Source organism: Actinomadura rugatobispora, from assembly GCF_055379765.1.
The window spans coordinates 5,628,028-5,652,066 of the sequence record NZ_AP029191.1 but is presented as its reverse complement, the minus strand read 5'-3'; the positions used below and the strand labels follow the sequence as shown (position 1 = coordinate 5,652,066).

The following is a 24,039-nucleotide window of genomic DNA, read 5'->3' as shown; positions in this document are numbered from 1 at the left end:
TTACTCTCCGGGGCCCTGACCAGCCCGGACGTCCTCCCGGACGCGTGCCTTCAGTCTACGTCCGCGGACGGCGCCGTCCAGGTGTTGCACACCGCCAGCCGCTGGTCGCGGTAGCCCTTGACGACCCAGCCCGCGTAGTTGCGGCCCGAGCCGTGGTCGCGCTCGCCGGGCGGCTGCCGCTCGTCCCCCCGGCCCCGCACGTCGGCGAGGAGCGCCTCGTACTGCGCGCGGGTCATCGGCAGCGTCCGCCGCTCCGCGCCCAGGAACGCGCCCGCGAAGCACTGCGCCTGCAACTCGATGCGGCGGCTGGTCTCGGTGCGCGCCTCGACCGCTTCGGCGCGTTCCATCGCCTGCTGCCCGTACAGCAGGATCCCCGCGCGGTCCTGGACGTGGTGCGCGTACTCGTGCGCGACCACCCGGGCGAACACCGCGTAGTTCGACAGCGGCTCGCCGCCGGAGGTCTCGACGATGTGCTCCATGCCCACGTACATGGTGTTGTTGGCCGGGCAGTAGAACGCCGAGGCGCCCGGACTCGGGTACGTCCCGCACGGGCTGCGGCCCGGGGCGTCCCAGAAGACCCGGCTCGGCGGGCCGTAGGGCATCCGCGCCTTGCCGAACTGGGCGCGCCAGGAGGTGTCCAGGCAGTCGCTGAGCATGTTCATGAACCGGCGCATCGAGTCCGCGCCCGGGTCGATGGCGGGCAGCCGGCAGTTCACCGGGGTCAGCTCGCCCGTCGCGTACAGGCGGCTCTGCGTGGCCGCCTCGCGGCTCGCCGGCGCGCCGGGGCGCAGACCGGATGCGGTCAACCCGCCGTCCCCGCCGCCGAACGCCGTAAAGCCCAGCACCACCCCCACCACCAGGGCGGCCAGCCCGCCCAGGGCCCCCGCGGCCGCCGCGCCCGCGGCACGCCGCCGCGGCGGGCGGCGGCGGGGTTCGTACCGGTAGACCGTTCGCGCACCCCGGTCCGGCAGGCCGCGCGGTGCCGCCGGAGCGGGCGCCGGTGGGGGTCGATGGCCTGCCATAGCGGAAAATCATTGCACACGCGGCAAAGAGGAAGGAACGACCGCGCAGGTCAGCGCCAGGGACCCCCGGCGGACCACCGCGCCCCACCGGCCGTCCACCCGCAGCCGCTACGATTTGCGGCCATGTTGGGTCGCTTGCGGCCAATGGTCGCGTCCCTGGCCATCGCCGCCCTCCTTCCCCCGCTCGCCGCCACCCCGGCGGCGTCCGCCGACGAGCCCGCCGGGGCGCCGCCCGCGTCGGCGGCGGCACCGGAACGGGTGATCAAGGACGAGGTGGCGCTGCGCGTCGGCACCGGCTCCGTCGCGCGGATCAGGGAGACCATCACCTACGAGTTCGGCGGCGGGCGGTCGCTGGAGCGCACGTTCGTGACCAGGCGGCACGAGAGCGTCACCCACGACCGGGTGTTCCGGATCGGCGGCGTCCGCGCCTCCAGCCCCGACGGCGGGCCCACCCGCGTCGCGGTGTCGGAGACCGGCACCCGGACCCTCGTCAAGGTCACCGGCGACGCCCCCCTCACCGGCCGCCGCACCGTCGTCCTCGACTACGAGGTGCGCGGCCTGGTGACGCCGATGGGCTCGGTCGAGGAACTGCGCTGGACGGCCGTCGGCGGCTGGAAGGTCCCGGTGAACGAGGCGCGCGTCACCGTCGACGGCGGCGCCATGATCCGCAACGTCAACTGCTTCGCCGGCCCGCTGGGCAGCGCCATCGGCTGCACGCAGTTCTACACCAACCACACCCACACGCAGGGGATCTTCAGCCAGCAGCAGATGCTGACCGGCGAGTACCTCACGGTCGTGGTCGGCCTCCCCGGCGGCGCCACCGGCGGCACGCCCATCTACGAGCGGCGCCGCACCGTGGCGACCGCGTTCTCGGTGAACGGCGTCACCGGCGCCGCCCTGCTCGGCCTGCTGGCCCTGCTGGCCGGCGGGATCGGCGGGCTCTACCTGCTGCGCGGCCGGGACGCCCGGGTGGTGGTGCGCAAGGCCGCCGAGGGCGACCACGCGCCCGTCGCCGGCGCGGAGTTCGAGCCGCCGGACGGCGTGCGCCCCGGCCAGATCGGCACGCTGGTCGACGAGCGCGCCGACGTCATCGACGTCACCGCCACCATCGTCGACCTGGCCGTGCGCGGGTACCTGCTGATCGAGGAGGAGGACCGGGCGACCACCGGCCGGCTGGACTGGGCGCTGCGCAAGCTCGACCGGCAGGCCCCCGACGACCTGCTGAAGTACGAGCGGCTGCTGCTGGAGGCGCTGTTCACCGGTCCGGGCGGGGAGCCGCGCGAATCGGTGAAGCTGTCGGAGCTGGGCGGGACGTTCGCGACCCAGCTGGCCCGGGTCCGGTCGGCGATGTACGACGACGTGGTCGAGCAGGGCTGGTTCGCGCGCCGTCCCGACACCGTCCGGTCCCGCTGGACGATCGCCGGGATGGTGCTGACCGGCCTGGGCGTGGCCGGCACGATCGCGCTGGCGCTGACCACCGACCTGGCGCTGGTCGGGCTGGCGGTGATCATCGCGGGGGCGGCGCTGGCCTACGGCGGGCAGTACATGCCGGCCAAGACCGCGCGCGGCTCCACCGTGCTGGCGCACACCATCGGGTTCCGCGCGTTCCTGGAGCGCGGCGAGATCCCCGACGGCGCCGGGCTGCCGGACGGGCACGCGCTGGGCGCCCGGCAGCGGATCGCGCTGTTCTCCCGCTTCCTGCCGTACGCGGTGGTGTTCGACGTGGTGCCGAAGTGGGCCGAGACGGTCGAGGACGCGGGCGAGCGGGCCGAGGGCGCCGACAACCTGTACTGGTACGAGGGCCCGGCCGAGTGGGACCTGTCGAAGTTCGCCGAGTCGATGCGCACGTTCACGCTGGCCACCTCGGGATCGATCTCCCAGTCCCGGGGGTTGTGAGGGTTCAGGGACGGTTCGTGTGGTCATGCCGGGTAGGGGCCTTGGTGGAGGTGTGACCACATGCTTGCCGACGCTTCCCCTGTCGGGGACACCACCCTGCTCATCGTCGGCCCCCTTGTCATCGCCCTGGCGCTGGCCTTCTGGCTGGGCCTGACCGCGTACGCGGCGCGCAAGCGGGCCCGCATCGACCGGATGCGCGGCGCGTCCGCGCACCGGGGGGTGGTGCAGGGCGGCGTGATCGAGGGCGATCCGTCCCAGCGCAGCCGCCGCGACGAGGCGCCCCGCTCCGGCGACTGACCGTCCGGCGGCGGGCGTCCGCGGGGACGCTGGACTCCATCCGTAAGATGTATGACATCTGACCGATGGGAGGCCCCGTGGCGCTGAGCCCCGTTCCCGGCGGATCCACCGTCGACGCCGTCCTCGACCAGCTGCAGGCCCAGGTCAGCGGCGGCGGCTGGCGGGTCGGCCAGCGCATCCCCGGCGAGCACGACCTCGCCGCCCAGCTGGGCGTCAGCCGCCCGGCCGTGCGCGAGGCCATCCGCGCCCTCTCCCACGTCGGCGTCCTGGAGGTGCGCCGCGGCGACGGCACCTACGTGCGCAGCAGCGCCGACCCGCGCCCGCTGCTGCGGCGGATGGCCCGCGCGACGCTGCGGGACGTGTTCGAGGTCCAGCTCGCCTACGACGTGCAGGCCGCCCGCCTCGCCGCCCGCCGCCGCACCCCCGAGGACCTCGACCGGCTGGCCGTGCTGCTGTCCGCCCGCGACGAGGCCACCGACGCCGGGACGTTCGGCGCGGCCGACGCCCGCTTCCACTCCGCCGTCGTCGAGGCCGCCCGCAACCCCGTCCTCATCGAGGCGCACCGGTTCTTCCTCGACCGGCTCAGCGACTCCATGCGCGCCATCCGGCTCGACCGGGAGGTCCCCGAGGCCGGGCCCGCCGCGCACCGGGCCGTGCTGGACGCCGTCGCCGCCGGCGACCCCGACGCCGCCGCCCGCGCCGCCGCGGCGGTCGTCGAACCCACACTGGCCGTCCTGGAGGACCTGGTCACCGGTTCCGAACGGCCGGAGGAGCGGTGAGCGGCCGCCGCGCGACCACCGCGCTGCACCTGCTGCTGCTCGTCCTGGTCGCGGTCAACCTGCGCCCGGCGATCGTGGCGGTCGGGCCGCTGCTGACCGAGATCCAGCGCGACTTCGACCTGTCCGGGACCGCGGCCGGCGCGCTCACCACCCTCCCGCTGCTGTTCTTCGGCGCCTACGGGCTGGTCGCCCCGTTCCTGCGGCGCTCCCCGCGCAGCGAGACGCTCCTGGTCACCAGCATGGGACTGCTGGTGGCGGCGCTGCTGCTGCGGCTCCTGGACGCCCCCGCCGCGCTGTTCGCCGGGTCGCTGGTCGCCGGGATCGCCATCAGCGTCGGCAACATCGCGATACCGGCCATCATCAAGCGCGACCACCCCACCTCGATCACCCTGGTCACCTCGGTTTACACGGTCGCGATCACGACCAGCGCCGCGACGTCGGCCGCCGTGGTCATCCCGATCGAGCACGCCCTGGACAGCGACTGGCGGCTCCCGCTGGCCCTGCTCGCGCTGCCCGCCTCCCTCGCCGGGCTGGCCTGGCTGCCCCGGCTGCTGCGCGCCCCCGCGCCGTCCGCGGCCCCCGGGGCCACGGCGGGCGGGGCGGCGGCCGTCTGGCGTTCCCGGCTGGCCTGGCACGTGACCTTCTTCATGGGCGTCCAGTCGCTGCTGGCGTACGTGACCGTCGGATGGCTGGCGACGATCCTCCAGGACCGCGGCATGCCGGAGGCGACCGCCGGATACGTGTTCGCGCTGAGCAACCTGCTCCAGGCGTTCGGCTCCCTGGCGATGCCGCTGCTGGCGCGGCGGATGCGCGACCAGCGCCCGCTCGTCCTCATCGCGGTCTCGCTGACCCTGACCGGGTTCGCCGGGGTGACGTGGGCTCCGGTCGGGTCGTCGTGGCTGTGGGCGTCGGTGCTCGGCGTCGGGCAGGGCGTCGGATTCGCCACCGCGCTGTCGCTCATCGGCCTGCGCGCGCACGACGCCCGCGTCGCCGTCCAGCTGTCCGGGATGGCGCAGGGCTGCGGCTACGTGATCGCCGCGCTCGGGCCGCTGGCCGTGGGCGCCCTGTACGACGCGACGCACGGCTGGAACGTGCCGATCGTCGCCGTGCTCGCGGTCACCGCCGCGCTGGCCGTCCCGGGGCTGGCCGCCGGACGGGACCGCACGATCGGCTCCGGCGCCCCGCCGCCCGCCCCCGCCCCGGCGAGTCCCGAAATCTCACCGCAAAGAGGTAGATAACAGTTCAAGGGCTGGGCGGCAGACGCCGAGACCATGCATGCGCGCCCGTTTTCGGGGGATTTGACCTTCGCGGGCCCGTCCCTGGGCCCGCGACGTCTCCCCCTGGAGGTGGCACGCATGGAGAAGATGATCCTGGCCGCCAACGCCGTCCACATCACCGCCGGGATCGGCCTGGTCATCGGCCCCCTGATCCTCGTCGTGGCCCTGGTCATGTGGCTGCGGATGACCCGCCGCGCCGGATCCAGCAAGATCGAACCCGACAAGTTCCACGACCAGGACTCCCACCGGGGACCCGAGCAGGGCGGCTACTACCGCTACACGCCCGGCGTCTACTCGCACAGCTACCCGCCCGGCAAGACCAAGTACAAGGACATGCCGCAGTAGGCGAGCGCCTCAGGCGGGGGCCGGCGCCCCGGGCGCGGGACGGATCGCCCCTGATCGCGAGAGACGACCCTCGGGGGGTCAGCGGCGTTCCGTGGCCAGAAGGCTCCGGGCTTCGGCGGTGGACATGGGCGGGCGCTGGGCCAGGGCGGCCAGTTCGGCGGCGCGTTCGACGAGCTCGACGTTCGCGATCACCGGGCGGCCCTTGGCGTAGGTGAGGGTGTCCTCCATGCCCACGCGAAGGTGGCCGCCCGCCGAGAGCGCCGCGTACATGACGGGCAGGCTCGTACGTCCCACACCCGTGGCCGACCAGGTGGCGCCCTCCGGCAGCGCGTCCACGGCGGCGACCAGGGTACGTGCGTCGCCGGGCATGCCCCCCGGAACGCCCATCACCAGGTCGCAGTGGACGTGCCCGCCGTACGGGGCACCGTGCTTGTCCAGCAGCCTGTGGAGCGCGGCGACGTGCCCCAGGTCGAACAGCTCGAACTCCGGGACGATCCGCAGCTCCTGGGTGCGCCGGTACAGCTCCACCATGAACGGCCACGGGTTCATGAAGACCTCGTCGCCGAAGTTGACCGTGCCGCAGGTCAGCGAGCAGCCGTCCGGGCCCGCCTCCAGGACGCGGAGCCGGTCCTCGTACGGATCGGTGACCGCCCCGCCCGTGGACAGCTGCACGATCAGCCCCGTCGCCTCCCGCAGCGCGTGGACGGTGTCGCGCAGCCGCGCCAGGTCGAGCGTCGGGCGGGCGTCGCCGTCCCGGATGTGCACGTGGATCACCGCCGCGCCCGCGGCCTCGCACTCCTTGGCCGTCTGGACGAGTTCCTCCAGGGTGACCGGCAGCGCCGGGACGTCCGCCTTCGCGGACTCGGCGCCGGTCGGGGCCACCGTGATGAGCGTCGTTGCTCCCATGCGGGCAGAATGCATGGTCATGAGGGCTGTAGTCCAGAGGGTGAGCGAGGCGAGCGTGACCGTCGGGGGTCGCGTGGCCGGGGCGATCGAGGGTCCGGGACTGCTGGTCCTGGTCGGCGTGACGCACGACGACACGCCCGAACACGCCCGCAGGATGGCGGCCAAGCTGTGGGGGCTGCGGATCCTGGAGGGCGAGCGGTCCTGCTCCGACGTCGGCGCCCCGCTGCTGGTGATCAGCCAGTTCACGCTGTACGGCGACGCCCGCAAGGGCCGCCGCCCGACCTGGATCGCGGCCGCGCCCGGCCAGGTGGCCGAGCCGCTGGTGGACGCCGTCGTCGCCGAACTGCGCGCGCTGGGCGCCAAGGTGGAGACCGGCGTCTTCGGCGCCGACATGCAGGTCGCCCTCGTCAACGACGGGCCGATCACCCTGATCGTCGAGATCCCCGGCTAGGCCGCGTAGCCGTAGACCATCCCGGCGACCGTCACGAGGGTCCCGGCGGCGGCCAGCAGGATCAGCAGCCGGTCGACCTGCGCCAGCCGTCCCCGCACCGCCGGGGACACCAGGACCTGGCCGGTCTCCCGGTTCGGGTCCGGCGCGGCCTTGCGGCGGAACCGGTTCCGCATCCCGACCAGCCGCCACAGCGCGTCGTTCTTCACCTGCTGGTGCTCGTCACGGCAGGCGAACAGGCGGCCCCGCGCCCGCTCCCGGCACGAGAAGCCCTGCCGCGTCCTCACCCGGCAGAGCGTCGGGACCAGCATGAGCTGGTACAGGCACCACCCCAGCAGGCCCAGCAGCGCCATCCGCCACGACCACAGCCACCACGACAGCGCCGCCCACGCACCGAACAGCGCCCACCAGACCAGCGCCGACTCGCGGCGGCGGCGCCGGCGGCGCCCCGGTTCGCCGCGCCTCTGGAGCGGTGGCTCCTCGTTCCCCGGCGTCGCGACCATCGATCGGGACCCACCTTCCCCTGAGGGCGGCCGGACAGCTTTCGTCTACGAAAGACGATTTTGCCCGGGTCCCAGCCGGTTCACCCTCGATTCGCCGCGTGTCGCCGAAAGTCGATCTTGGCGTTGGCTCCGGTGTCCGGGGACACCACGACCTCCTGCGCCGCGGCCACCCCTCCGGCCAGCAGCTCGGCGTCCACCGGGACGTTCCGCTTGACCAGCGCCAGCGCGACCGGCCCCAGCTCGTGGTGGCGGGACGCCGACCCGACGAACCCGACCGCACGGCCGCCGGGGACCTCCACCGGGTCGCCGTGCGCGGGCAGCCGGTCGACGCTGCCGTCCAGGTGCAGGAACACCAGGCGGCGCGGCGGGCGGCCCAGGTTGTGCACCCGGGCGACGGTCTCCTGCCCCCGGTAGCACCCCTTCTCCAGGTGCACCGCCTCCTCGATCCAGCCCATCTCGTGCGGGATCGAGCGGTGGTCGGTGTCCAGCCCGAAACGGGCCCGGTGCTCGGCGATCCGCAGCGCCTCGTACGCCCACATCCCGGCCGGGCGCAGCTCCTCCGCCAGAGCGGGCAGGTCGTCCCGCCGGACGATCCGCGCCACCAGCCCGGCCACGTCCGGCATGTCCGGCGCCGCCCCCGCCACCTTGGCGCCCTCCGGGACGGTCACCACGGCGTAGGCGTCGCTGACGTCCTCGACCTCCACCTGCCGCATGAACCGCATCCGGTCGAGGAACTCGGCCAGCGCCGGCGCGGTGCCCGGCTCCACGTGCGCCCACACGGCCTCGCCGTCGTCCACCAGGTGCAGGTGGTGCTCCACGTGGCCGTGGGGGCTCAGCAGCAGCGCCTGGGTCGGCTCGTTCGGCGCGAGATGCTCCATATGCTGGCTCAGCAGGCTGTGCAGCCAGCCCAGCCGGTCGGGCCCCGACACCCGGACGACCCCCCGGTTGCTCCGGTCGACGAACCCCGTCCCCGCCTCCAGGGCGCGCTGTTCGTGCGCCGGCTCACCGTAGTGGGCGGCGATCTCCTGGTCGGGCGCGTCCGCGCGAACGGCCCCGGGCAACTGCGACAGCGGGCTCTCCATGAAGCCCAGATTATGCGCCGCGAGGGCGGACGCGTCCGTTCAGGTCGCCGCGTTCTCGGGACGGCACTCCCGGCACCGCCCGTACACGGTCAGATGGTGCACGTCGGTCTCGAACCCGAACGCGCCCTCCAGCCGCCCCGCCAGCCCGGCCGCGGCCTCCGGATCGACGTCGTTGACCGTCCCGCACTCGCGGCACACCAGATGGATGTGCTCGGCGTTGGCGGCCAGGTGGTAGTTGGGCGGGCCGTGCCCCAGGTGGGCGTGCTTGACGAGCCCGAGCTCCTCCAGGAGCTCCAGCGTGCGGTAGATGGTGGAGATGTTGACCCCGCGGGCGGTGCGCTGCACCTCGGTGCAGATCTCCTCCGGGGTCGCGTGTTCGAGGTTGGCCACCGCCTCCAGCACCAGCTGGCGCTGCGGGGTGACGCGGTACCCCTTGGCCCGCAGCTCCTCCTGCCACGTCTCGGACATGCTCTGAGTCTATGTGCCCGGGGTCACCGATGAGATCGGGAAAAACCTGCTTGCCCAGATCGCGGACCCTCGCATAACGTGCGAGTACGCGCGAAAGGAGGTGGTCCAAAATCGTGATTGATTCTGGGACTCGCGAGGTGACTGTCCGCTAGTCGCCGTTCCGCCTCGTACCCGTCTCCCATGGAGGCGGTGCAGCCGGTCGGTGACCGGCGAATACCAGGCAGTTACCCGATCCCCGGACCAGATGGACCAGTCCTGTCCATCGCCCCGCCGCCCGGCGGGAAGGTCCGGGGATCGTTTTTTCAGGGGGTCAGGAGACCCGCTTGAGCTGCGCCGAGAGGTGCGACTGGAGGTCCTGGCCCATCGCCGCCATGTCGTACGCCCAGCCCAGGTCCTCGCCGATCAGCCCGTACAGCCGCTTCCCGCCGACGACCTCCTTGGCGCTCTCGGTGCGCGCCACCACGTCCGTCACCAGCTCCACCCGGTTGAACGCCACGTTCCCCACGTAGATCTCGACGATGCCCGTCGGATGCGCCAGCGTGACCTCGACCTGGTGGCCGGGCCGGGGACGCCAGTAGCCGGTCTCGGTGGCCAGCGGGCGGCCCAGCGAACCGTCCTCCTCCAGCAGCCAGGTGCGGCTGGCGTACACCAGGAACGGCTTCCCGATATGGGTGAAGGAGACCTCCTGCCCGAAGCGGAACCCCTCGATCGTGGGATAGCCGCCGACACCGGCGCCCTCCCACGTACCGAGCAGGAACTCCAGGGGTTCGAGGTCGGGGTGCAGCTCAGGCTCCATGGGCATCGAGCGTATCGGCGCCGCGGGCTACTTGAGCCGGGCCAGCCGGACGACGAGCAACACCGCGGCCAGCGCGACCAGGCCGCAGAACAGGATCAGGACTCCCGCGTTCACCATCCCCACGGGTCCCGACCCTAAGGGTTACCCTCGCGGTATGGCGAGATCTCTGGTGATCAAGGCGACGGCGGGACTGGACGGACCCGAGCGGTGCAACCAGGCCTTCACGGTGGCGGCGGCGGCCGTCGCCAGCGGGGTGCCGGTCTCGCTGTGGCTGACCGGCGAGTCCACCTGGTTCGCGCTGCCGGGCCGCGCCGAGGAGTTCCGGCTGCCGCACGCCACCCCGCTGGAGGACCTCCTGGCCGCCGTGCTGTCCGCCGGCCGCGTCACCGTCTGCACGCAGTGCGCGGCCCGCCGCGAGATCGGGCCGGACGACGTCATCCCCGGCGTCCGCATCGCCGGCGCCCCCACCTTCGTCGAGGAGATCACCACCGAGGGCACCCAGGCCCTCGTCTACTGAGCCGCACTTACCTGTCCTTGGCGGTTGATCTCCCCCCGAACGGACATAAGCAGACCGTGGGGAGGGAGTGAAGCGGCGTGATCGAGATCCCCCTGTGGGCCTGGGTGGCGACGATCGCACTGATCGTCGCCCTGTTCGTCTTCGACCTCCTGGTGGCCGTGCGGCGCCCGCATGCCGTGGGGCTGCGGGAGGCCGCCTTCTGGTCGGTCTTCTACATCGCGGTCGCGGTCCTGTTCGGCTTCGGCGTGCTGGCCGTGGCGGGCGGGACGGCCGGCACCGAGTACTTCGCCGGCTGGATCGTCGAGAAGAGCCTGTCGGTCGACAACCTGTTCGTCTTCGTCATCATCCTGTCCCGGTTCGAGGTGCCCGCCGAGTACCAGCAGAAGGTGCTGCTGTTCGGCATCGCGGCGGCGCTGATCCTGCGGACGATCTTCATCGCGGTCGGCGCGGCCGCGATCATGATGTTCTCCTTCACCTTCCTGCTGTTCGGGCTGGCGCTGATCTGGACGGCCGTCCAGCTGATGCGGCACCGCAACGAGGAACCCGAGGTCGAGGACAACTGGCTGGTCCGGCGCAGCCGCAAGATCATGCCGGTGACCACCGACTTCCACGGCGGCCGGATGTTCGCGCACGAGGACGGCCGGCGCGTGATGACGCCGCTGCTGCTGGTCCTCATCGCGATCGGCAGCACCGACCTGCTGTTCGCGCTCGACTCCATCCCGGCGGTGTTCGGCGTGACCAGCGAGCCGTTCCTGGTGTTCACCGCCAACGCGTTCGCGCTGCTGGGCCTGCGCGCCCTGTTCTTCCTCATCGAGGGCCTGCTGGAACGGCTGGTGTACCTGTCGATCGGCCTGTCGCTGATCCTGGCGTTCATCGGCGTCAAGCTGATCCTGCTGTTCCTGCACGAGGACGTGAACAAGGCGATCCCGGAGATCCCGACCCCGCTGTCGCTGGTGGTGATCCTGCTGATCCTCACCGTGACGACCGTGGCCAGCTTCCTGCGCGTACGGAACCACCCGGAGGAACGCGCGCACGCCGGATCGCTCCGCAAGCGCAAGCGCCCGGAAGAGGAGGAGGCCGCCCCCCGGACCGCGTGAGACCACGGCGGCCCGGGGTACGCGTGGTGCGTCAGGCGGGGAGGACGGCGTTCAGGCGTTCTTCGCGGAGGCGGCCCGCCCAGGAGTCGTCGATCGGCTGGAGCTCCTGGCCCACCGCCCAGCGCAGCAGCAGGTCGGCCAGGCCCGGGTTGCGCACCAGGGCGGGGCCGTGCATGTACGTGCCGAGGACGTGGCCGTTGTAGGCGCCCTCGAAGCCGCCGGTGCCGTTCCCGACGCCCGAGAGCACCTTGGCGAACGGCTTGACGTTCTGGCCCAGCTGGGTGACGCCCTGGTGGTTCTCGAACCCGGTGATGCGCGGGACGTTCAGCTCCGAGGAGACGTCCCCGACGATCTCGCCGACCGCGCGCCGCTCGCCCCGCCCGCTGCGGAGGTCGAGCAGCCCCAGGCCCTGCACGGGCTGGCCCTCCTCGCCGCCGAACTCGTGCCCGAGCAGCTGGTAGCCGGCGCACACCGCGAAGACCACCGCGCCCCGGCCGACCGCCTGCGCCAGGCCGCCGTCCCGGCGCAGCCGGTGCGCGGCCAGGATCTGCGGGCGGTCCTCGCCGCCGCCGAGCAGGAAGATGTCGCCGTCGGCCGGGACCGGCTGGTCGGAGCGCACGTTCACGGTCTCGGTCGGGATGCCGCGCAGCGCGGCGCGCCGCTCCAGCACGATGGTGTTGCCCTGGTCCCCGTACGTGCTGAGCAGGTCGGGGTAGATCCAGACGATCTTCAGTGGACGGTTAGAGGACACGGCCATACCTCGTTCGGATGTCCTGGAACGCTGTGTAGTTGGCGATGACGTCGAGGCGGCCGGGGGGGACGGCCATCACGGCCTGCTCGATGTCGTCCACCACCGCGAACTGCACCTCGGCGGCCTCCAGCCGGGCGGCCAGGTCGATCCGGCGCTCGCCGGTGACCCAGACCGGGCGGCCGCGCAGGATGCGGTAGTCGACGTCCCACAGCCAGGAGGTGTCGCGGCCGTCCGGACCCTGCGCGTTGATCGACAGCGCCACCGGGCCGGGCGCGGGCTCCAGGACGTCGAACGCCTCCAGCCAGCCCGCCGGGTTCTTCGACAGCAGCAGCCGGATCTGGCGGCCCTCGTGCTCGACCGTGGTGTAGCGGCCGGCGACCGAGCGGACCTCGCTCAGCAGCGGCAGCGCCTGCTCCGGCGGCACCCCGAACTGGCCGACGACGGCGAGCGCGATCACCGCGTTGGACCGGTTGGCGCGGCCGGGCAGGGCCAGGCTCGACAGCGGCAGGACGCGGCCGTCGGGCGCGGTGACCTGGTCGCCCTTGAGGATCCAGTCGGGACGCGGCCGGGCGAAGTGGCACTCGCGGCAGGCCCAGTTGCTGTTCTCGTCGGTGTCCTCGCGGTCGAGCGGGCCGCCGCACTCGGGGCAGCACCAGGAGTCCTCGCGCCAGTGCTGGCCGGCGGCCACCCACGTCACGCTCTTGGCCGTGGAGGCGCCCCACGTGACCAGCGGATCGTCGCAGTTGGCGATGACGTGGCTCTGCGGGCTGGCCTCCAGCGCCTTGCGCCACTTGCCGGCCAGCAGCCAGATCTCGGCGGCGCGGTCCATCTGGTCGCGGCTGAGGTTCATCAGCGCGACCACGTTGGCCCCGGTCTCGGCGAGCACCATCGGCACGTACTTCTCGTCGCACTCCAGCACGCCGTAGCGGGCGCCGGGCGCGGAGGCGAGGGCGGAGACATGGCCGGTGGGCATGTTCGCGCCGAACGCGTTGGTGGCGACCTCCCCCAGCGGCGTCATCGCCGAGGTGATCAGCCGGGTGGTCGTCGTCTTGCCGTTGGTGGCGCTGACGAGGACGAGCTTGCGGTCCCGGGCCAGCCTGGTCAGCAGCTCGGGATCGAGCCGCAGGCCGATCCGGCCCCCGATCACCGATCCGTCACCCCGGCCCGCCAGCCGGGACATCCTCGCGGCCGTCCGGCCGAGCGCGACGGCCAGCTGCGAACGCAGCGGAAGATCGCTCATGGACTCCGTCTTCTCCGGTTTGGGCCTCTGAAACCGTTCCGAGCCTAGCCGTTACGGCGCACTCCCGTAGCGGCATGGCGGGGACGGAGGGTGGCGGTGATCACCCGGGGGCGTCCCCGGGAATGGGATGAATATCACATGACTTCTCGTAAACCAACCCGACAGATCTTGACCTGTCCTGAGATGTCATGATTCGGTGCGACCCCCGGCAGCGGCGGCACAATGGGGTCTCAGATCCCCATGTCCGCGCCCAGAAGCGGCGTTACCCAGTACTTTGTCGGGAGCCCTGCGGTCCGGCGGGGGAAGACCCGTCCCTACTCCGGCGGGCGAAGGCGGCGACAAGGCGAGGTCTGAACGATGCAGTGTCCGACGTGCGGTACGAACACGCCCGGGACGCTCGGCAGGTGTTCGAACTGCAACGCGCCGATCGACCAGCCGGGGGTGCCCCTGGGAGCGCCGATGCCGATGGCCGACCCGTCGGCCCTGCCCAAGGCCGACCCGGATGCCGAGGCGATCGGCGACAAGACGATGGTGGTGCCGCCGCCCAACCCGTCCTGGACGTCCGAGGCGGCCCCGCCGGCCCCGCCCGGCTCCGGCGCGCTGCCGCTGGCGGGGACGCCGAACATCGCCGACTCGCCCAGCGAGTCGACCGCCCCGTGGGCGTTCGACGCCTCCGACGACAGCGGCGGTTTCGCGGCGGCCCCGCCGCCACCGCCGCCCGCCTGGGGGGCGGCGGCCGAGCAGCCGCCCGCTCCGCCCGCGCCACCTGCTCCGCCCGCCCCGGCCGAGCCGAGCGGGTCCGAGTCGATCGTGCCGGAGTCGTGGTACGCCCGTCCCCGCAAGCCCGACGACCAGCAGGCACCGGACCAGGGCCTCCAGCAGTGGGCACCGCAGCCCGGCGCCGACTCCGGGGACACGACGATGCTCGACTCCCCGTACCCGAAGGCCCAGGGCCCGGCCCACGCCACCCAACTCGACCAGCCCTACATGAACATGGGCCCGCCGATGGGCCCGCCCGACTCGTCCCTCGGCCCGCCGATGAACCCGTACGGCTCGCAGGGGCCCTACGGCGGTCCTCAGGGGCCGATGGGCAACGACATGGGGCCGCCCGGAGGCATGGGGCCCGGAGGCATGCCCGGCTACCCGCCGCCGCCGAGCGGTTCGTCCGGCAAGGCGAGCAAGCCGCTCCTCATCACCGTCTCCGCCCTCGTCGTGGTGGCGCTGGTCTCCGTCGGGCTGGTGCTGTGGCCCAGCGGGGAGGAGAAGAAGCCCCCGGCCGCCAAGCCGTCCACCCCCGCGCCCAGCAACACGCAGGTGGCGCAGAAGCAGCCGATCCCGCCGGCGGCCCGCCAGCAGGCCGTCGAGGTCAACAAGCTGCTGAACGACAGCGCCGCCACCAAGCGGCAGCTGTCCGCCGCGCTCCGCGGCACCGCCAAGTGCGAGACCCTGCCCGCCGCCATCAAGGGCTTCCAGGTCGTCGCGCAGCGCCGCACCAACCAGGTCCGCCGCACCCAGGGCCTCAAGCTCGACCAGATGCGCAACGGCGAGCGGATGCGGGTGACCCTGCGGCAGGCGTTCCAGGCGTCGCTCGAAGCCGACCAGCGGCTGCTCGTCTGGGCCGGCGCGGCCAAGAAGAAGTGCCGCGGCAAGCCCCGCCCCGACGTGTCCCGCGCGCCCGGCCGAATCACCGCCGAACGCAAGGCGACCATCGCCAAGAAGCAGTTCGTCACGCTGTGGAACCCGGTCGCCAAGACCCACTCGCTGCCGCCGCGCATCTGGAACGGTCTGTAGCAGGGGTCCGGTAACAACCGGATTGCTCACCGTCCCCAGAGGGCGGCCGTTCCGGCGCGGGCACAGTATGTTGTGTGCGTCGAGCTTCACGGGGAGGGTCTAGGGATGCGGTGCCCCAACTGCGGTAGCGACACGACCCCGGCCTTGCCGCGCTGCACGCGGTGCAACGCGCCCCTCGGGGACCAGGGCGACGCCACCGCCCCCGACCCGGGGCAGTACCCGCACGGTCCACTCGGTTCCCCCGCGCCCCCGCCCTGGGGCCCGTCCGGCGGCGGTCCGGCCGGCGACCCGGGGTGCTGGCCGTCCTCGCCCCCGCCCGCGTCCTCGCCGCCGCCCCCGATGCCGCCCCACGGGGACCGGGACGGCGAGACCACCATCTCGCTGTCGGACGAGCCGTGGGACAACGACCAGTGGGTCGAGCCGGAGATCTGGAACCCCGACCAGATCCGCAAGAAGAGCCCGCTCCCCTACGTCCTGCTCGGCGGCGGCGTGGTGGCGCTGCTCGCGATCGCGCTGGCCATCGTGTTCTGGCCGAGCTCCGGCGGCACCGGCACACCCACCGCCAACACCCCCGCCTCGGCGGGCGAGCAGAGCCCCGGGTCGGAGAGCCAGCCGGTCAGCGACTCCCCGAGCGACTCCGGCGACGCCACCGACCTCAACCGCCAGGCGGGCCAGGTGGACTCGCTGCTGACCGAGATGTCCAGCACCCGTTCCGAGCTGGGCTCCGTCGTCACGTCCGGCTGCACGACCGCCGGCCTCGAACGCATCCGCAACCAGCGGCAGGAGCAGCTCGGCAAGGCCAAGGCCCTCGACGTCTCCGCCCTGGAGAACGGCACCGCGCTGCGCGACGCCCTCGTCCGCGCCCTGGAGGCGTCGGTCCAGTCCAACCAGCGCTACCTGGACGTGGCGCCCGGCTGCCCGTCCGACGACGACGTCGCCCCCATCAACGGCCAGGCCAGCCAGGCCAAGAGCGACTTCATCGGCTACTGGCGCCCCAACGCCGAGAAGGCCGGCCTGGACGTCCGCGGCCCCGACGACATCTGACCGTCCTCCCCGGCTCAGCGGAAGCCGAGGGCTCCAAGGGCCGCTCCCACAGCCTCGGCGAGCACGGCCACGCCCGCGACCCGACGGCCCAGGCGTTCCATGGCGCCCGCGATCCGCTCCTCGTCGGGGTCGGTCTCGGCCAGCTCGCGGCGCACGTCCTCCAGGTCGCGGCGCGCCCTGGCGCCCTCGGGAAGCCGCTCGCCGTACTGGTCCAGCAACTGCTCGACCCGGTCCAGCGCCACGGCCGCCTCGGTTCCAACGGTGGTGTTGACCTGCTGGTTCTGCGTCACGCTGTCGCCGGAGGCGATCTGGCCGGAGACCCTGGCGCTGCCGCCGATCACGATGCCCCGGTCGCCGCCGTGCTCGGTCGTCATACCCGCTCCTCGCTCAGGGGTTGATGCCCGGACCGCCGCGTCCACCCGGGGCGCCGGAACTCCGCGTCTGGTCGATGCGCGCGTTCCGCCCGCCGACGGCCATCTGCCCGCTCACCGTCCCGCCGGTCATGATCACGCCCTGGTTCAGGATCACGCCCGCCTGGGCGCGGTAGGCCGACACGTCGATGCCGCACTCGGTGCCCAGGTAGTCCAGCAGCGCCTCGTTGACCCGCCGCTCGATCAGCCGCGTGTACTTCTCGACGTCGTACTCCTGGAGCAGGGTGGGGAAGCCGGCGTCGGCGGCCAGCTCCCGCACGCTGATCCGGGCCCCGTAGTCGTGCACGAGGTCACGGGTAGGGTGCCGGGCCAGGTCGTTGGCGAGCGCCGCCCGCGCCATGCCCCACAGTGCCCTCCACACCCGGAGCGGGGCGGTCAGCGGCGCGTGGAAGACATGCGGCCGGCCCGCTGTGAACGCCTTCCAGAACAGCTTTGGGGCACCCCACCCGGGGATCTCGTCCACGACGCGGAACTCCGGCCGGACGGGTGGCAGCACCGTCACCGTGAACTGGCCGTACAGCATCCTGCCCTCGACGGCCAGGTACAGGAACGCCGACAGCCCGACCTCCTGGCCGTCCTCGGGCGCGACGAGACGGCCGTCGCGCACCCTGACCGGCTGTCCCTGCACGCCGATCGTCACGCGCTGGAAGCAGCGGATCCCGGCCTGCGGGTGCCGGATGAGCGCCTCGATGGCCTCCTGGGCCTCCCTGGAGTAGGGCCGTCCGGAGACGGCGTCGATGAGCGGGTGGCCCTGGTAGGTGCCGTTCTCGGTCGCGGCCACGGGACGGGGGCGCTGCGTGCTGCGGCCGGGCGCGACCACGTGCCAGTCGATGCCGAGTCCGGTCACGCGCTCGTTGCCCGGCAGCGGTACGCGGTGGTCGCGGGTACCGCCGTCGCCGCGCATCTCCGCGAGCCGCTCGCTGACGCGCTCGTGCATCACGACCGGGTCCACGGGCGGGTACGTCGCCGATCCTTCCGGCGGCCCCAGGGTGGACGCTCCGCGGTCCAGCTCCAGCACGACTGACCAGGCACGTCCGCCGGGCCCGTCCGGATGGCCGGCGCCCAGGAACGGGTTGTCGCCCGCGAACAGCGTCACGTTGCCGTTCTGTGCCACGCGGACGTGCTCCACCGCGCGCCGGAACCGTCCCCCACCGGCGCCGGGCCCCGGGCCGGACGCTCCCGGCCCCAGATCGCGGCCCAGGAGGTGGAAGACGACGGCGAGGTGGCCGATGACCCCAAGGGCGCCGACGACCGTGACGACGAGACCGAGCGCGAGCAAGTACGCGACGAGCGGGAGGAACAGCCCGCCACCCGCGTCGCCCACCGTGTCCGGTGCAAGCTCGTCGACCAGGTTGGAGAGGACACTCCCCAACATCACAGCGCCCAGGGCGCCCAGCAGCAGGATGGCCGGCAGCGCCAGCACGGTCCGCCGCCACCGGGCCAGCCCGCGCCACCGGACACGCAGCAGTAGGGTGCCGTAAGCGAACAGCATGAGGCCCGGCACGACCAGCAGTGGTGCCGTCACGCACAACACCAGCAACGCCACCGTCATCCCGCCGTCGCGCGCGAGGCGGAGCAGCCGGGAGCGCCGCGCGTGCCGGATGACCGGGTCGAGGTCGAAGCCGTAGGAGGGGGCGACGGCGCGATCGGGCGCGTGGACGTACTCCCTGATGACCAGGTCGCAGATCCGCTTGTCGAGGTAGACCGCCGCGCACAGGTAACGGGTCAGGTCCCCCGGCGGACGCGGCTCAGGGACGACGCCGTGGTCGAAGAAGGCCCCGGTGGTCCGCTCGCCCGTCTGCACGCTCAACGCCGACTCCTCCGCGGTCAGTGAGTAAAGCGTCTGTCAGGTAAGGCCCCGAGGGCAAGAAAATAACGCCCGCGGCCCGGCGATGTAAGCGAATGACGGCGAAACGTGGTCAGCCTTCGAGGAAGGGGAGCCCCCGGGACGGGTCCTCGAACGGGGTGATGAGGCGGCTCGGCCAGCTCAGGACCGGTTCCAGCCAGGCGGTGGCCTCCATGGTCTGGGCGACGTCGGCGATCCGCTCGTCCTCGTCCATGCCGATCGCCACCACCGCGAGGTCCTTGTGGAAGCCCTCGTGGCCGTCGTCGCCGCCGAGGGCGGTGAGGGCGATGGGACGGTTGCGTTCCAGCTCCATCGTCAGGGGGTGGCGGCGCAGGGCGCGGAGGCGGTGGCCCAGCTTGGGCTCGGGAGGCTGCCTCAGGCCGGGCAGCTGGTACTCCAGGGGCGGTGCGGGCGTGTGCTTGTCGGGAGCGCCCATCCCGTAGGGGAAGAGGCGTTCCAACTCGTGCAGCCAACGCAGCTGCGGGATGACCCAGTTGGGCCCTGGGAGCGTCCCTGTGAGGCTGTCGTCGCCCCCCAGGAGCTTCTGCGCGACCTCGGCGACGGCGGCCGTCAACTCCGACGGCAGGAACGCGTGGCGCAGCGCCCACGAGCGGCGGGTCACGGCCCGCTCCAGGACGGTCGCCAGCGTGCACTCGCGCAGCCGCGGCGTGAGGCGCGACCAGGCGCGGCCCAGGTCGGCCGGCACCGCGGGCAGCGGACGGTTGACCACGTGCGCCAGGACGAGCGTGTCGGCCCACAGGCGCAGCCACGCCCAGTCCGGGTGGCTCGCCAGCAGGTCCGCCTCGCGCAGCTCGTACAGCGTGCACGCCCGCCCGGAACGGCACTCGCAGCCGCACGCCGCCGAACGCCGGCCGTCCACCGGGGGCGGCGGGCCCGGCAGGACGGCCTCGCGGCCCTCGCCCAGCGGGATGCGGACGCGCAGCGGACGGTCCATCCCGTCGGCGAACACGGCCGCGACACCGGGACGCAGCGACACGACCTCGCGCGACTGGTCCTCGTCCAGGTTCATCGCCGCCCCGACCTGGTGCCGGTCGTCGAACGCCGGCAACCGGTGCACGACCTTCAGCGCCGTGTTCTTCACCACGTCCGGGACCAGCTTGGTCGGGATCTGCTCGGCCACGATGATGCCCTCGCCGTACGCGCGGATCTCCGCCAGCATCCCGGCGAACAGCTCCACGGCGTGCGAGCTGGTGCGCTCGGGGCCGCGGTTGCGCAGCAGCCGGTGCGCCTCCTCGATCACGATGACGTGCCGCAGGCCCGGCGCCCCCGCGCCGGTGCCGCCGCGCCGCTCGCGCATCCGCAGGTGCTCCACGATCCGGATGATCAGCGTGCCCATGAGGAACGCCTTGTCCTCGTCGTTGGCGACGTCCTCGATGGCCAGCACGATGTTGTCGCGCAGCATCCCGCCGACGTCGGCCGGATGGCCGCCCTCGAAGAACCGGCCCGCCGAGCCGATCCGCAGCGACCGCAGCCGCACGTCCACGAAGCCCTGCACGTCGGCCATCAGCTCGCTGCCGTACCCGACGTCGCCGATGACCTGCAGCGCGGCCTGCTGGAGCTGCTCCAGCGTCGGGACGGCCGGCTCGATGAGGGAGCCGGGGACGCCGCCGCCGGTGACCACGTCCCAGCCGTTGGCCTCGTACACCCGCTGCAGCGCCTGCGCCATGATCTGCGGGAACGGCTCCTCGGCGTCGAACGCGGCCTGGAACAGCGCCCGGACCATGTCGATGTGCGCCTGCACCGGGTAGCCGGGCTCGGGCGCGAGCGGGTTGACCGACAGCGGCACCGAGGCGGGGTCGGACGGGTTGACCACGGTGACGGGGCCGCCGAGGTCGCGGATGCGGCCGGCCATCGACGCGTACTCCGACTTGGCGGGCTCGATCGCCAGCCACGGGATGCCCGCCCGGGTCAGCTGCTCCAGCAGGTGCCGCACCGTCTGCGACTTGCCCGCGCCGGTCGCGCCGGTGACGAACACGTGCCGGTTGAGCGTCGAGCGCGGGACGGTGAAGCGGCCGACCTCGCGGTCCTGGCCGTCCAGGATGGCGCCGAGCTCCAGCGGGGTGCCGGACGCGGCGGCCGGGTCCTCGGTCTCGGAGGTCACGTCGAAGTAGCCGGCCTCCAGCACCCGCAGCCCCGGCACCTCGCGGCGCGGCAGCCCGGCGAGCGCGGCCAGCGCCCCCGCGGTCGCGACGAACGGGAACCCCTGGTCGGCCTCGACCACGGCGCGCGGCGACACGGGCGCGGGATCGGGACGCAGCATCTCGGCGAACGTCCCGCCGCCGTGCCCGGACCGGAGCCGGTACGGGTGGTGCCCGAGCTCCATCGACCCGACCAGCACCGGCGCGATCTGCGCCAGCTCGGCCCGGTCGGCGGCGCCCGCCAGCACCCTGACCTGCCACAGCCCGGCCTCGCGGAAGGCGTCCAGCTCGGCCAGCCGCTGGTCGGCGCGGGCCACCGCGAGCCGGGCCTGCTCGTCCTCGCCGCGCCGCAGCATCCGCAGCTCGTGGTGCAGCTCGCGCATCTCGGCGTCCAGCCGCCGCTCGTCGCACGGCTCGGCGACGACGAACCAGCCGAACGGCCGCTCCATCAGCGTGACCAGCGTCGACTCGAACAGGCTGGCGCCCGCCTCGCCCCGTCCGACCTGCGGGGCCAGGCGCCCGGGGCAGCGCGTCCACACCATCCGCTCGGCGACGCGCAGCCACCGGTCGCCGATCGGCACGCCGCGTGCGCCGCTGGGGAACAGCAGCCCCTGCCGCCCGCCGGGGCCGGGCGCGACCGGGCCCGCGTTGGTGATGAGCTCCAGCGGGGCGCCGCCGCCGGGCGACAGCCAGCCGACCGCGAACGGCTGCTGCCGCCGCGCCGCCGACAGCGCCGCGGGCAGCACGCTCACGAAGTCCCATTCGGCCGACGCGGGCCGCTCAGGCGCGGGCACGTCCGAGATCCGATACCAAGGACCGGGCAGCAGCGTCGAAGGCTGCCCGCCCAGATGCGGCGGCGGTGCGGACGGGTCCGGCGGCCCGTGCTGGGACCCGTATGGAGGCCGGTGCGGGGGCATGGTCACCCCAGCATCCTTACCTCCAGGCGGCGCAGGCGCCACCGGCTGAGGGCTTTACCAGACGCCGACCCCAACCGCCGCGATCGCGTGCGAAGCCGGTTTCGAGCCTGCGAGAAACCGATCGCGCAGCGAGCCGCCAGGCGAGTCGGAGCGATGCAGCGATCGCAGCGTCGCCCGGAGAAGGAGGGCGTTCTACGCCCGACGCCGCAGGGCGACCAATAAACACAGCTACGGTGGGTCGGCGGCGTGTTTGCCGTTCGGTTTCAGGGGCGGGACGATGCGCGTACCGCGCACGCTCGCGCCGCGCGGGTTGGTCCTCCGGGGAAGGGCGTGGCGGGCCCGTGACGACCAGGGGAAGCCGGGCGCCCGCTGGCCTGTGGGGGCCGCCAGCGGCTCCTCGGGAGCGGTCTGCTCTTCGGGCACGGCGGCCGGGTCCTCGGCGGTCTCGGCGGGCTCGGGCGGCTCGTCGCCGCCCTCGTCGTCGCCCTCGTCGTCGTCGCAGCGTTCCCGCTCGCGCAGGTACTCCTCGAACTCCATGACGTGCGCGGTCGGCAGCGTCATGATCCCGGGATTGGCGTCGACCAGCAGGATGCGGCGGCCGGTCGCGCTCGCGTGTGTGAAGACCATCGCCGTCGGCGGCAGCCGCTGCAGCTGCGGCGGCTCGATCCGCAGCTCCCGGAAGCCCTGCTTGAGCTCGCCGCCCTCGCCGCGGCGCCGGTCCTCGGTGGCGGCCAGGGTACGGCCCCACGCGGTGGCCGAGCTGATCCCCTCGACCAGGGCGGAGTCGTCCGGTGCGGGGCCGGGCAGCGGGGACCAGGCGGGGTCGGTCAGCTCGTCGCCGCGCGAGCGGGCGTAGGCGACCGTGCTGGCGTAGCTCTCCCCGGTCATGTCCGACAGCGACTCCCCGGCCGCCTCGGTGATCTCGGCGACCAGCAGCGGCTGCTCGGCGCCGATGTGCTCGGCGGCGATCCGCGCGTCCTCGGGGTTGCCCAGCCGCATGAACCCGACGGCGGCGTGGCCGCGGCGGCCGAGCCGCTCGCGGACGTGCGCCGGGATCGACCGGTAGAGCAGCACCAGGCCCGTCCCGGTCGCCTCGCAGGCGTCGATCAGGCGGTCCAGCACGTCGCCGCGCAGCTTCTCCGCCCCGCACAGGAACAGCGTGTGCTCCCACCGGCCGCCGGGCGGCGACTCGCGGATCCGGTGGGTGAGCGCGGTGGTGACGAACGTGCCGAGGACGCGGTTGGTCAGCACTCCTGCCCGGCGGTCCATGGACACCACGTGCAGCCGCGACGGGGGAAGCCGCACCGGCTCGGCGGCCAGCCGCTCCAGCTTGCGCAGTTGCGCCTCCAGCGCCCAGGCGCGGCGGACGACGATCCGGTCGGTGGCGTCCCGTCCGAACAGCGTGGTGAGGCGGGTCAGCTCCTCGTCGGTGAGCAGGCCGCGGCGCAGGTCGTCGCGCGGGTCGCCGACCTGGGCCAGCACCCGCAGCGCGGCGGTGATCCGGGGGATCGTGGCGCCGTCGCCGAGCACCTCGATGATCCGCTCCAGGATGGAGTTGTCGAACGACAGGTCGCGGGTGCCGTCCTGCTCCTCGCCCGCGCCGACCACCAGCGACAGCACGTCGGCCATCGCCTCGCGGCTGAGCCCGCGGGTGAGGTCCATCCGCGGCAGGTCGGCCGGCAGCACCCACACCAGCGGGTCGTCGCCGCGGGCCGCGGCGACCCGGAGCAGGTCGTGCGCGACCGCGCCCTCGGACAGGTCGATGACGGTGAGGCGGCCGCCGCCGGCGAGCCGGGCCGCGCCCATCGTGGTGACGGCGGCCGACCAGCCCGCGAGGGTGCCGCCGACCACGTCCACCCGGTCGACGCCGGGCGGCACCGCGACCGGGTACCACTCGCGCTGCCCCGCGTAGGCGCGCTGCCGCTCCTCCCACTCCTGGTAGGCGGCGACGTAGTCGGACGCGGCCGCGTCGCGTTCGCGCTGCCAGGCGGCCCGGACGCGCTCGCTCTTGAGCCGTTCCTGGACGAGCCGCGCCCGCACGGCGCGCTCGTCCTGCCACAGGGCGTACCCGGTGATGCCCAGGATGACGGCGCACGCCACCATCGCCACGCCCGCGAACGCCCACGGCACCGCGCCGAGCACGCCGCACAGCAGGAACAGGGCCATGCCCACGCCGCCGCCCATCGCCGCGATCCGCAGCGGCCGGCCCGCGAGGTACTCGCCGGGGCGCCGCTCGGGCGGCGGCGCCGGAGGCGCCTCCCGCGGTTCCGGCCGGCCCGGGGGCGGCCCCGGGTCGGCGTGCACCTGCGCGTAGCGCCAGCCGACGTAAACGCGGTCGGGCTGGACCAGCCGCGTCATCGCGGAACCGCTCGCCATCTCCGTCACGTCGAGAGACCCCTGGGTGTTACGGGAAGGTATGGAACGCCT

Annotated in this window: 22 protein-coding genes; 10 read left to right on the top strand and 12 right to left on the bottom strand. The window is 73.4% G+C overall.

Annotated features, from left to right (window positions below):
- Window positions 1–50: 50 nt before the first annotated feature.
- A complete protein-coding gene (locus ACZ466_RS25185) occupies window positions 51–1,022 on the bottom strand; it encodes a neutral zinc metallopeptidase (protein ID WP_378281575.1) in 972 nt (323 codons plus the stop codon).
- Between the two features lie 123 nt (window positions 1,023–1,145).
- Between ACZ466_RS25185 and ACZ466_RS25180 the strand changes: the two genes are divergently transcribed.
- The 5 genes from ACZ466_RS25180 to ACZ466_RS25160 all read left to right on the top strand — a co-directional run bounded on the left by ACZ466_RS25180 (window position 1,146) and on the right by ACZ466_RS25160 (window position 5,616).
- Window positions 1,146–2,918: a DUF2207 domain-containing protein gene (locus ACZ466_RS25180; protein ID WP_378281576.1), complete on the top strand. Its 1,773-nt coding sequence runs from the start codon at window positions 1,146–1,148 to the stop codon at window positions 2,916–2,918.
- Between the two features lie 60 nt (window positions 2,919–2,978).
- Complete coding sequence (locus ACZ466_RS25175) at window positions 2,979–3,215, top strand: hypothetical protein (protein WP_378281577.1); 237 nt, start codon at window positions 2,979–2,981, stop codon at window positions 3,213–3,215.
- A 65-nt stretch (window positions 3,216–3,280) separates the two neighbouring features.
- Window positions 3,281–3,994: a FadR/GntR family transcriptional regulator gene (locus ACZ466_RS25170; RefSeq protein ID WP_378281578.1), complete on the top strand. Its 714-nt coding sequence runs from the start codon at window positions 3,281–3,283 to the stop codon at window positions 3,992–3,994.
- On the top strand, window positions 3,991–5,232 hold the full coding sequence (locus ACZ466_RS25165; protein ID WP_378281579.1) for a CynX/NimT family MFS transporter: 1,242 nt from the start codon (window positions 3,991–3,993) through the stop codon (window positions 5,230–5,232). The genes ACZ466_RS25170 and ACZ466_RS25165 overlap by 4 nt, the downstream gene beginning before the upstream one ends.
- Window positions 5,233–5,349: 117 nt before the next feature.
- A complete protein-coding gene (locus tag ACZ466_RS25160; protein ID WP_378281580.1) occupies window positions 5,350–5,616 on the top strand; it encodes a hypothetical protein in 267 nt (88 codons plus the stop codon).
- A 78-nt stretch (window positions 5,617–5,694) separates the two neighbouring features.
- Here ACZ466_RS25160 and ACZ466_RS25155 read toward each other — a convergent pair whose 3' ends face one another.
- A complete protein-coding gene (locus ACZ466_RS25155) occupies window positions 5,695–6,522 on the bottom strand; it encodes a beta-keto acid cleavage family enzyme (protein ID WP_378281581.1) in 828 nt (275 codons plus the stop codon).
- Window positions 6,523–6,541: 19 nt separating this feature from the next.
- Here ACZ466_RS25155 and dtd point away from each other — a divergent pair, with 19 nt between their 5' ends.
- Window positions 6,542–6,973, top strand: coding sequence for a D-aminoacyl-tRNA deacylase (gene dtd, locus ACZ466_RS25150; RefSeq protein WP_378281582.1), 432 nt, complete (start codon window positions 6,542–6,544; stop codon window positions 6,971–6,973).
- Here the strand turns inward: dtd and ACZ466_RS25145 are convergent.
- From ACZ466_RS25145 to ACZ466_RS25130, 4 genes are all read right to left on the bottom strand, one after another.
- Window positions 6,970–7,473, bottom strand: coding sequence for a hypothetical protein (locus tag ACZ466_RS25145; RefSeq protein ID WP_378281583.1), 504 nt, complete (start codon window positions 7,471–7,473; stop codon window positions 6,970–6,972). The two genes, dtd and ACZ466_RS25145, sit on opposite strands and share 4 nt — an antisense overlap.
- A gap of 80 nt (window positions 7,474–7,553) precedes the next feature.
- Window positions 7,554–8,555 carry a CAF17-like 4Fe-4S cluster assembly/insertion protein YgfZ gene (ygfZ, locus tag ACZ466_RS25140; RefSeq protein ID WP_378281584.1) on the bottom strand — a complete coding sequence of 334 codons (1,002 nt, stop codon included), beginning with the start codon at window positions 8,553–8,555 and terminating at the stop codon, window positions 7,554–7,556.
- A gap of 39 nt (window positions 8,556–8,594) precedes the next feature.
- Complete coding sequence (locus tag ACZ466_RS25135; protein WP_378281585.1) at window positions 8,595–9,023, bottom strand: Fur family transcriptional regulator; 429 nt, start codon at window positions 9,021–9,023, stop codon at window positions 8,595–8,597.
- A 310-nt stretch (window positions 9,024–9,333) separates the two neighbouring features.
- Window positions 9,334–9,819 carry a heme-binding beta-barrel domain-containing protein gene (locus ACZ466_RS25130; protein WP_378281586.1) on the bottom strand — a complete coding sequence of 162 codons (486 nt, stop codon included), beginning with the start codon at window positions 9,817–9,819 and terminating at the stop codon, window positions 9,334–9,336.
- A gap of 154 nt (window positions 9,820–9,973) precedes the next feature.
- On the opposite strand from ACZ466_RS25130, the gene ACZ466_RS25125 reads away from it, so the two are divergent.
- Together ACZ466_RS25125 and ACZ466_RS25120 are read left to right on the top strand one after the other, a co-directional pair.
- On the top strand, window positions 9,974–10,336 hold the full coding sequence (locus tag ACZ466_RS25125) for a DsrE family protein (protein ID WP_378281587.1): 363 nt from the start codon (window positions 9,974–9,976) through the stop codon (window positions 10,334–10,336).
- 77 nt (window positions 10,337–10,413) lie between these two features.
- Entirely contained in the window at window positions 10,414–11,433 is a 1,020-nt protein-coding gene (locus ACZ466_RS25120) for a TerC family protein (RefSeq protein WP_378281588.1), read from the top strand.
- A 31-nt stretch (window positions 11,434–11,464) separates the two neighbouring features.
- Here the strand turns inward: ACZ466_RS25120 and ACZ466_RS25115 are convergent, their stop codons facing one another.
- Window positions 11,465–12,190 (bottom strand): type 1 glutamine amidotransferase, encoded by a 726-nt coding sequence (locus ACZ466_RS25115; RefSeq protein ID WP_464043960.1) that lies wholly within the window; start codon window positions 12,188–12,190, stop codon window positions 11,465–11,467.
- Window positions 12,174–13,424, bottom strand: a complete 1,251-nt coding sequence (locus ACZ466_RS25110) for a Mur ligase family protein (protein ID WP_378281590.1) — start codon at window positions 13,422–13,424, stop codon at window positions 12,174–12,176. Before ACZ466_RS25110 ends, ACZ466_RS25115 begins: the two co-directional genes overlap by 17 nt.
- A 459-nt stretch (window positions 13,425–13,883) precedes the next feature.
- On the opposite strand from ACZ466_RS25110, the gene ACZ466_RS25105 reads away from it, so the two are divergent.
- Window positions 13,884–15,215 (top strand): hypothetical protein, encoded by a 1,332-nt coding sequence (locus ACZ466_RS25105; RefSeq protein ID WP_378281591.1) that lies wholly within the window; start codon window positions 13,884–13,886, stop codon window positions 15,213–15,215.
- Between the two features lie 144 nt (window positions 15,216–15,359).
- Window positions 15,360–16,259 carry a hypothetical protein gene (locus tag ACZ466_RS25100; protein ID WP_378281592.1) on the top strand — a complete coding sequence of 300 codons (900 nt, stop codon included), beginning with the start codon at window positions 15,360–15,362 and terminating at the stop codon, window positions 16,257–16,259.
- Window positions 16,260–16,273: 14 nt separating this feature from the next.
- On the opposite strand, the gene ACZ466_RS25095 is transcribed toward ACZ466_RS25100, so the two are convergent.
- From ACZ466_RS25095 to ACZ466_RS25080, 4 genes are all read right to left on the bottom strand, one after another.
- Window positions 16,274–16,633 carry a hypothetical protein gene (locus ACZ466_RS25095; RefSeq protein ID WP_378281593.1) on the bottom strand — a complete coding sequence of 120 codons (360 nt, stop codon included), beginning with the start codon at window positions 16,631–16,633 and terminating at the stop codon, window positions 16,274–16,276.
- 13 nt (window positions 16,634–16,646) lie between these two features.
- Window positions 16,647–18,500, bottom strand: a complete 1,854-nt coding sequence (locus ACZ466_RS25090) for a hypothetical protein (RefSeq protein WP_378281594.1) — start codon at window positions 18,498–18,500, stop codon at window positions 16,647–16,649.
- Between the two features lie 109 nt (window positions 18,501–18,609).
- The gene (locus tag ACZ466_RS25085) at window positions 18,610–21,489 is read right to left on the bottom strand and encodes an ATP-binding protein (RefSeq protein WP_378281595.1); all 2,880 of its coding nucleotides are present in this window, start codon (window positions 21,487–21,489) and stop codon (window positions 18,610–18,612) included.
- A gap of 351 nt (window positions 21,490–21,840) precedes the next feature.
- Window positions 21,841–23,988 (bottom strand): hypothetical protein, encoded by a 2,148-nt coding sequence (locus ACZ466_RS25080; RefSeq protein WP_378281685.1) that lies wholly within the window; start codon window positions 23,986–23,988, stop codon window positions 21,841–21,843.
- Between the last annotated feature and the right edge of the window lie 51 nt (window positions 23,989–24,039).

Bases quoted from the DNA above. Each gene is read 5' to 3' on its own strand.
- ACZ466_RS25185 (WP_378281575.1), bottom strand. From the start codon at position 1,022: ATGGCAGGCCATCGACCCCCACCGGCGCCCGCTCCGGCGGCACCGCGC.
- ACZ466_RS25180 (WP_378281576.1), top strand. From the start codon at position 1,146: ATGTTGGGTCGCTTGCGGCCAATGGTCGCGTCCCTGGCCATCGCCGCC.
- ACZ466_RS25175 (WP_378281577.1), top strand. From the start codon at position 2,979: ATGCTTGCCGACGCTTCCCCTGTCGGGGACACCACCCTGCTCATCGTC.
- ACZ466_RS25170 (WP_378281578.1), top strand. From the start codon at position 3,281: ATGGGAGGCCCCGTGGCGCTGAGCCCCGTTCCCGGCGGATCCACCGTC.
- ACZ466_RS25160 (WP_378281580.1), top strand. From the start codon at position 5,350: ATGGAGAAGATGATCCTGGCCGCCAACGCCGTCCACATCACCGCCGGG.
- ACZ466_RS25155 (WP_378281581.1), bottom strand. From the start codon at position 6,522: ATGGGAGCAACGACGCTCATCACGGTGGCCCCGACCGGCGCCGAGTCC.
- dtd (WP_378281582.1), top strand. From the start codon at position 6,542: ATGAGGGCTGTAGTCCAGAGGGTGAGCGAGGCGAGCGTGACCGTCGGG.
- ACZ466_RS25145 (WP_378281583.1), bottom strand. From the start codon at position 7,473: ATGGTCGCGACGCCGGGGAACGAGGAGCCACCGCTCCAGAGGCGCGGC.
- ygfZ (WP_378281584.1), bottom strand. From the start codon at position 8,555: ATGGAGAGCCCGCTGTCGCAGTTGCCCGGGGCCGTTCGCGCGGACGCG.
- ACZ466_RS25135 (WP_378281585.1), bottom strand. From the start codon at position 9,023: ATGTCCGAGACGTGGCAGGAGGAGCTGCGGGCCAAGGGGTACCGCGTC.
- ACZ466_RS25130 (WP_378281586.1), bottom strand. From the start codon at position 9,819: ATGGAGCCTGAGCTGCACCCCGACCTCGAACCCCTGGAGTTCCTGCTC.
- ACZ466_RS25125 (WP_378281587.1), top strand. From the start codon at position 9,974: ATGGCGAGATCTCTGGTGATCAAGGCGACGGCGGGACTGGACGGACCC.
- ACZ466_RS25115 (WP_464043960.1), bottom strand. From the start codon at position 12,190: ATGGCCGTGTCCTCTAACCGTCCACTGAAGATCGTCTGGATCTACCCC.
- ACZ466_RS25110 (WP_378281590.1), bottom strand. From the start codon at position 13,424: ATGAGCGATCTTCCGCTGCGTTCGCAGCTGGCCGTCGCGCTCGGCCGG.
- ACZ466_RS25105 (WP_378281591.1), top strand. From the start codon at position 13,884: ATGCCGATGGCCGACCCGTCGGCCCTGCCCAAGGCCGACCCGGATGCC.
- ACZ466_RS25095 (WP_378281593.1), bottom strand. From the start codon at position 16,633: ATGACGACCGAGCACGGCGGCGACCGGGGCATCGTGATCGGCGGCAGC.
- ACZ466_RS25080 (WP_378281685.1), bottom strand. From the start codon at position 23,988: ATGGCGAGCGGTTCCGCGATGACGCGGCTGGTCCAGCCCGACCGCGTT.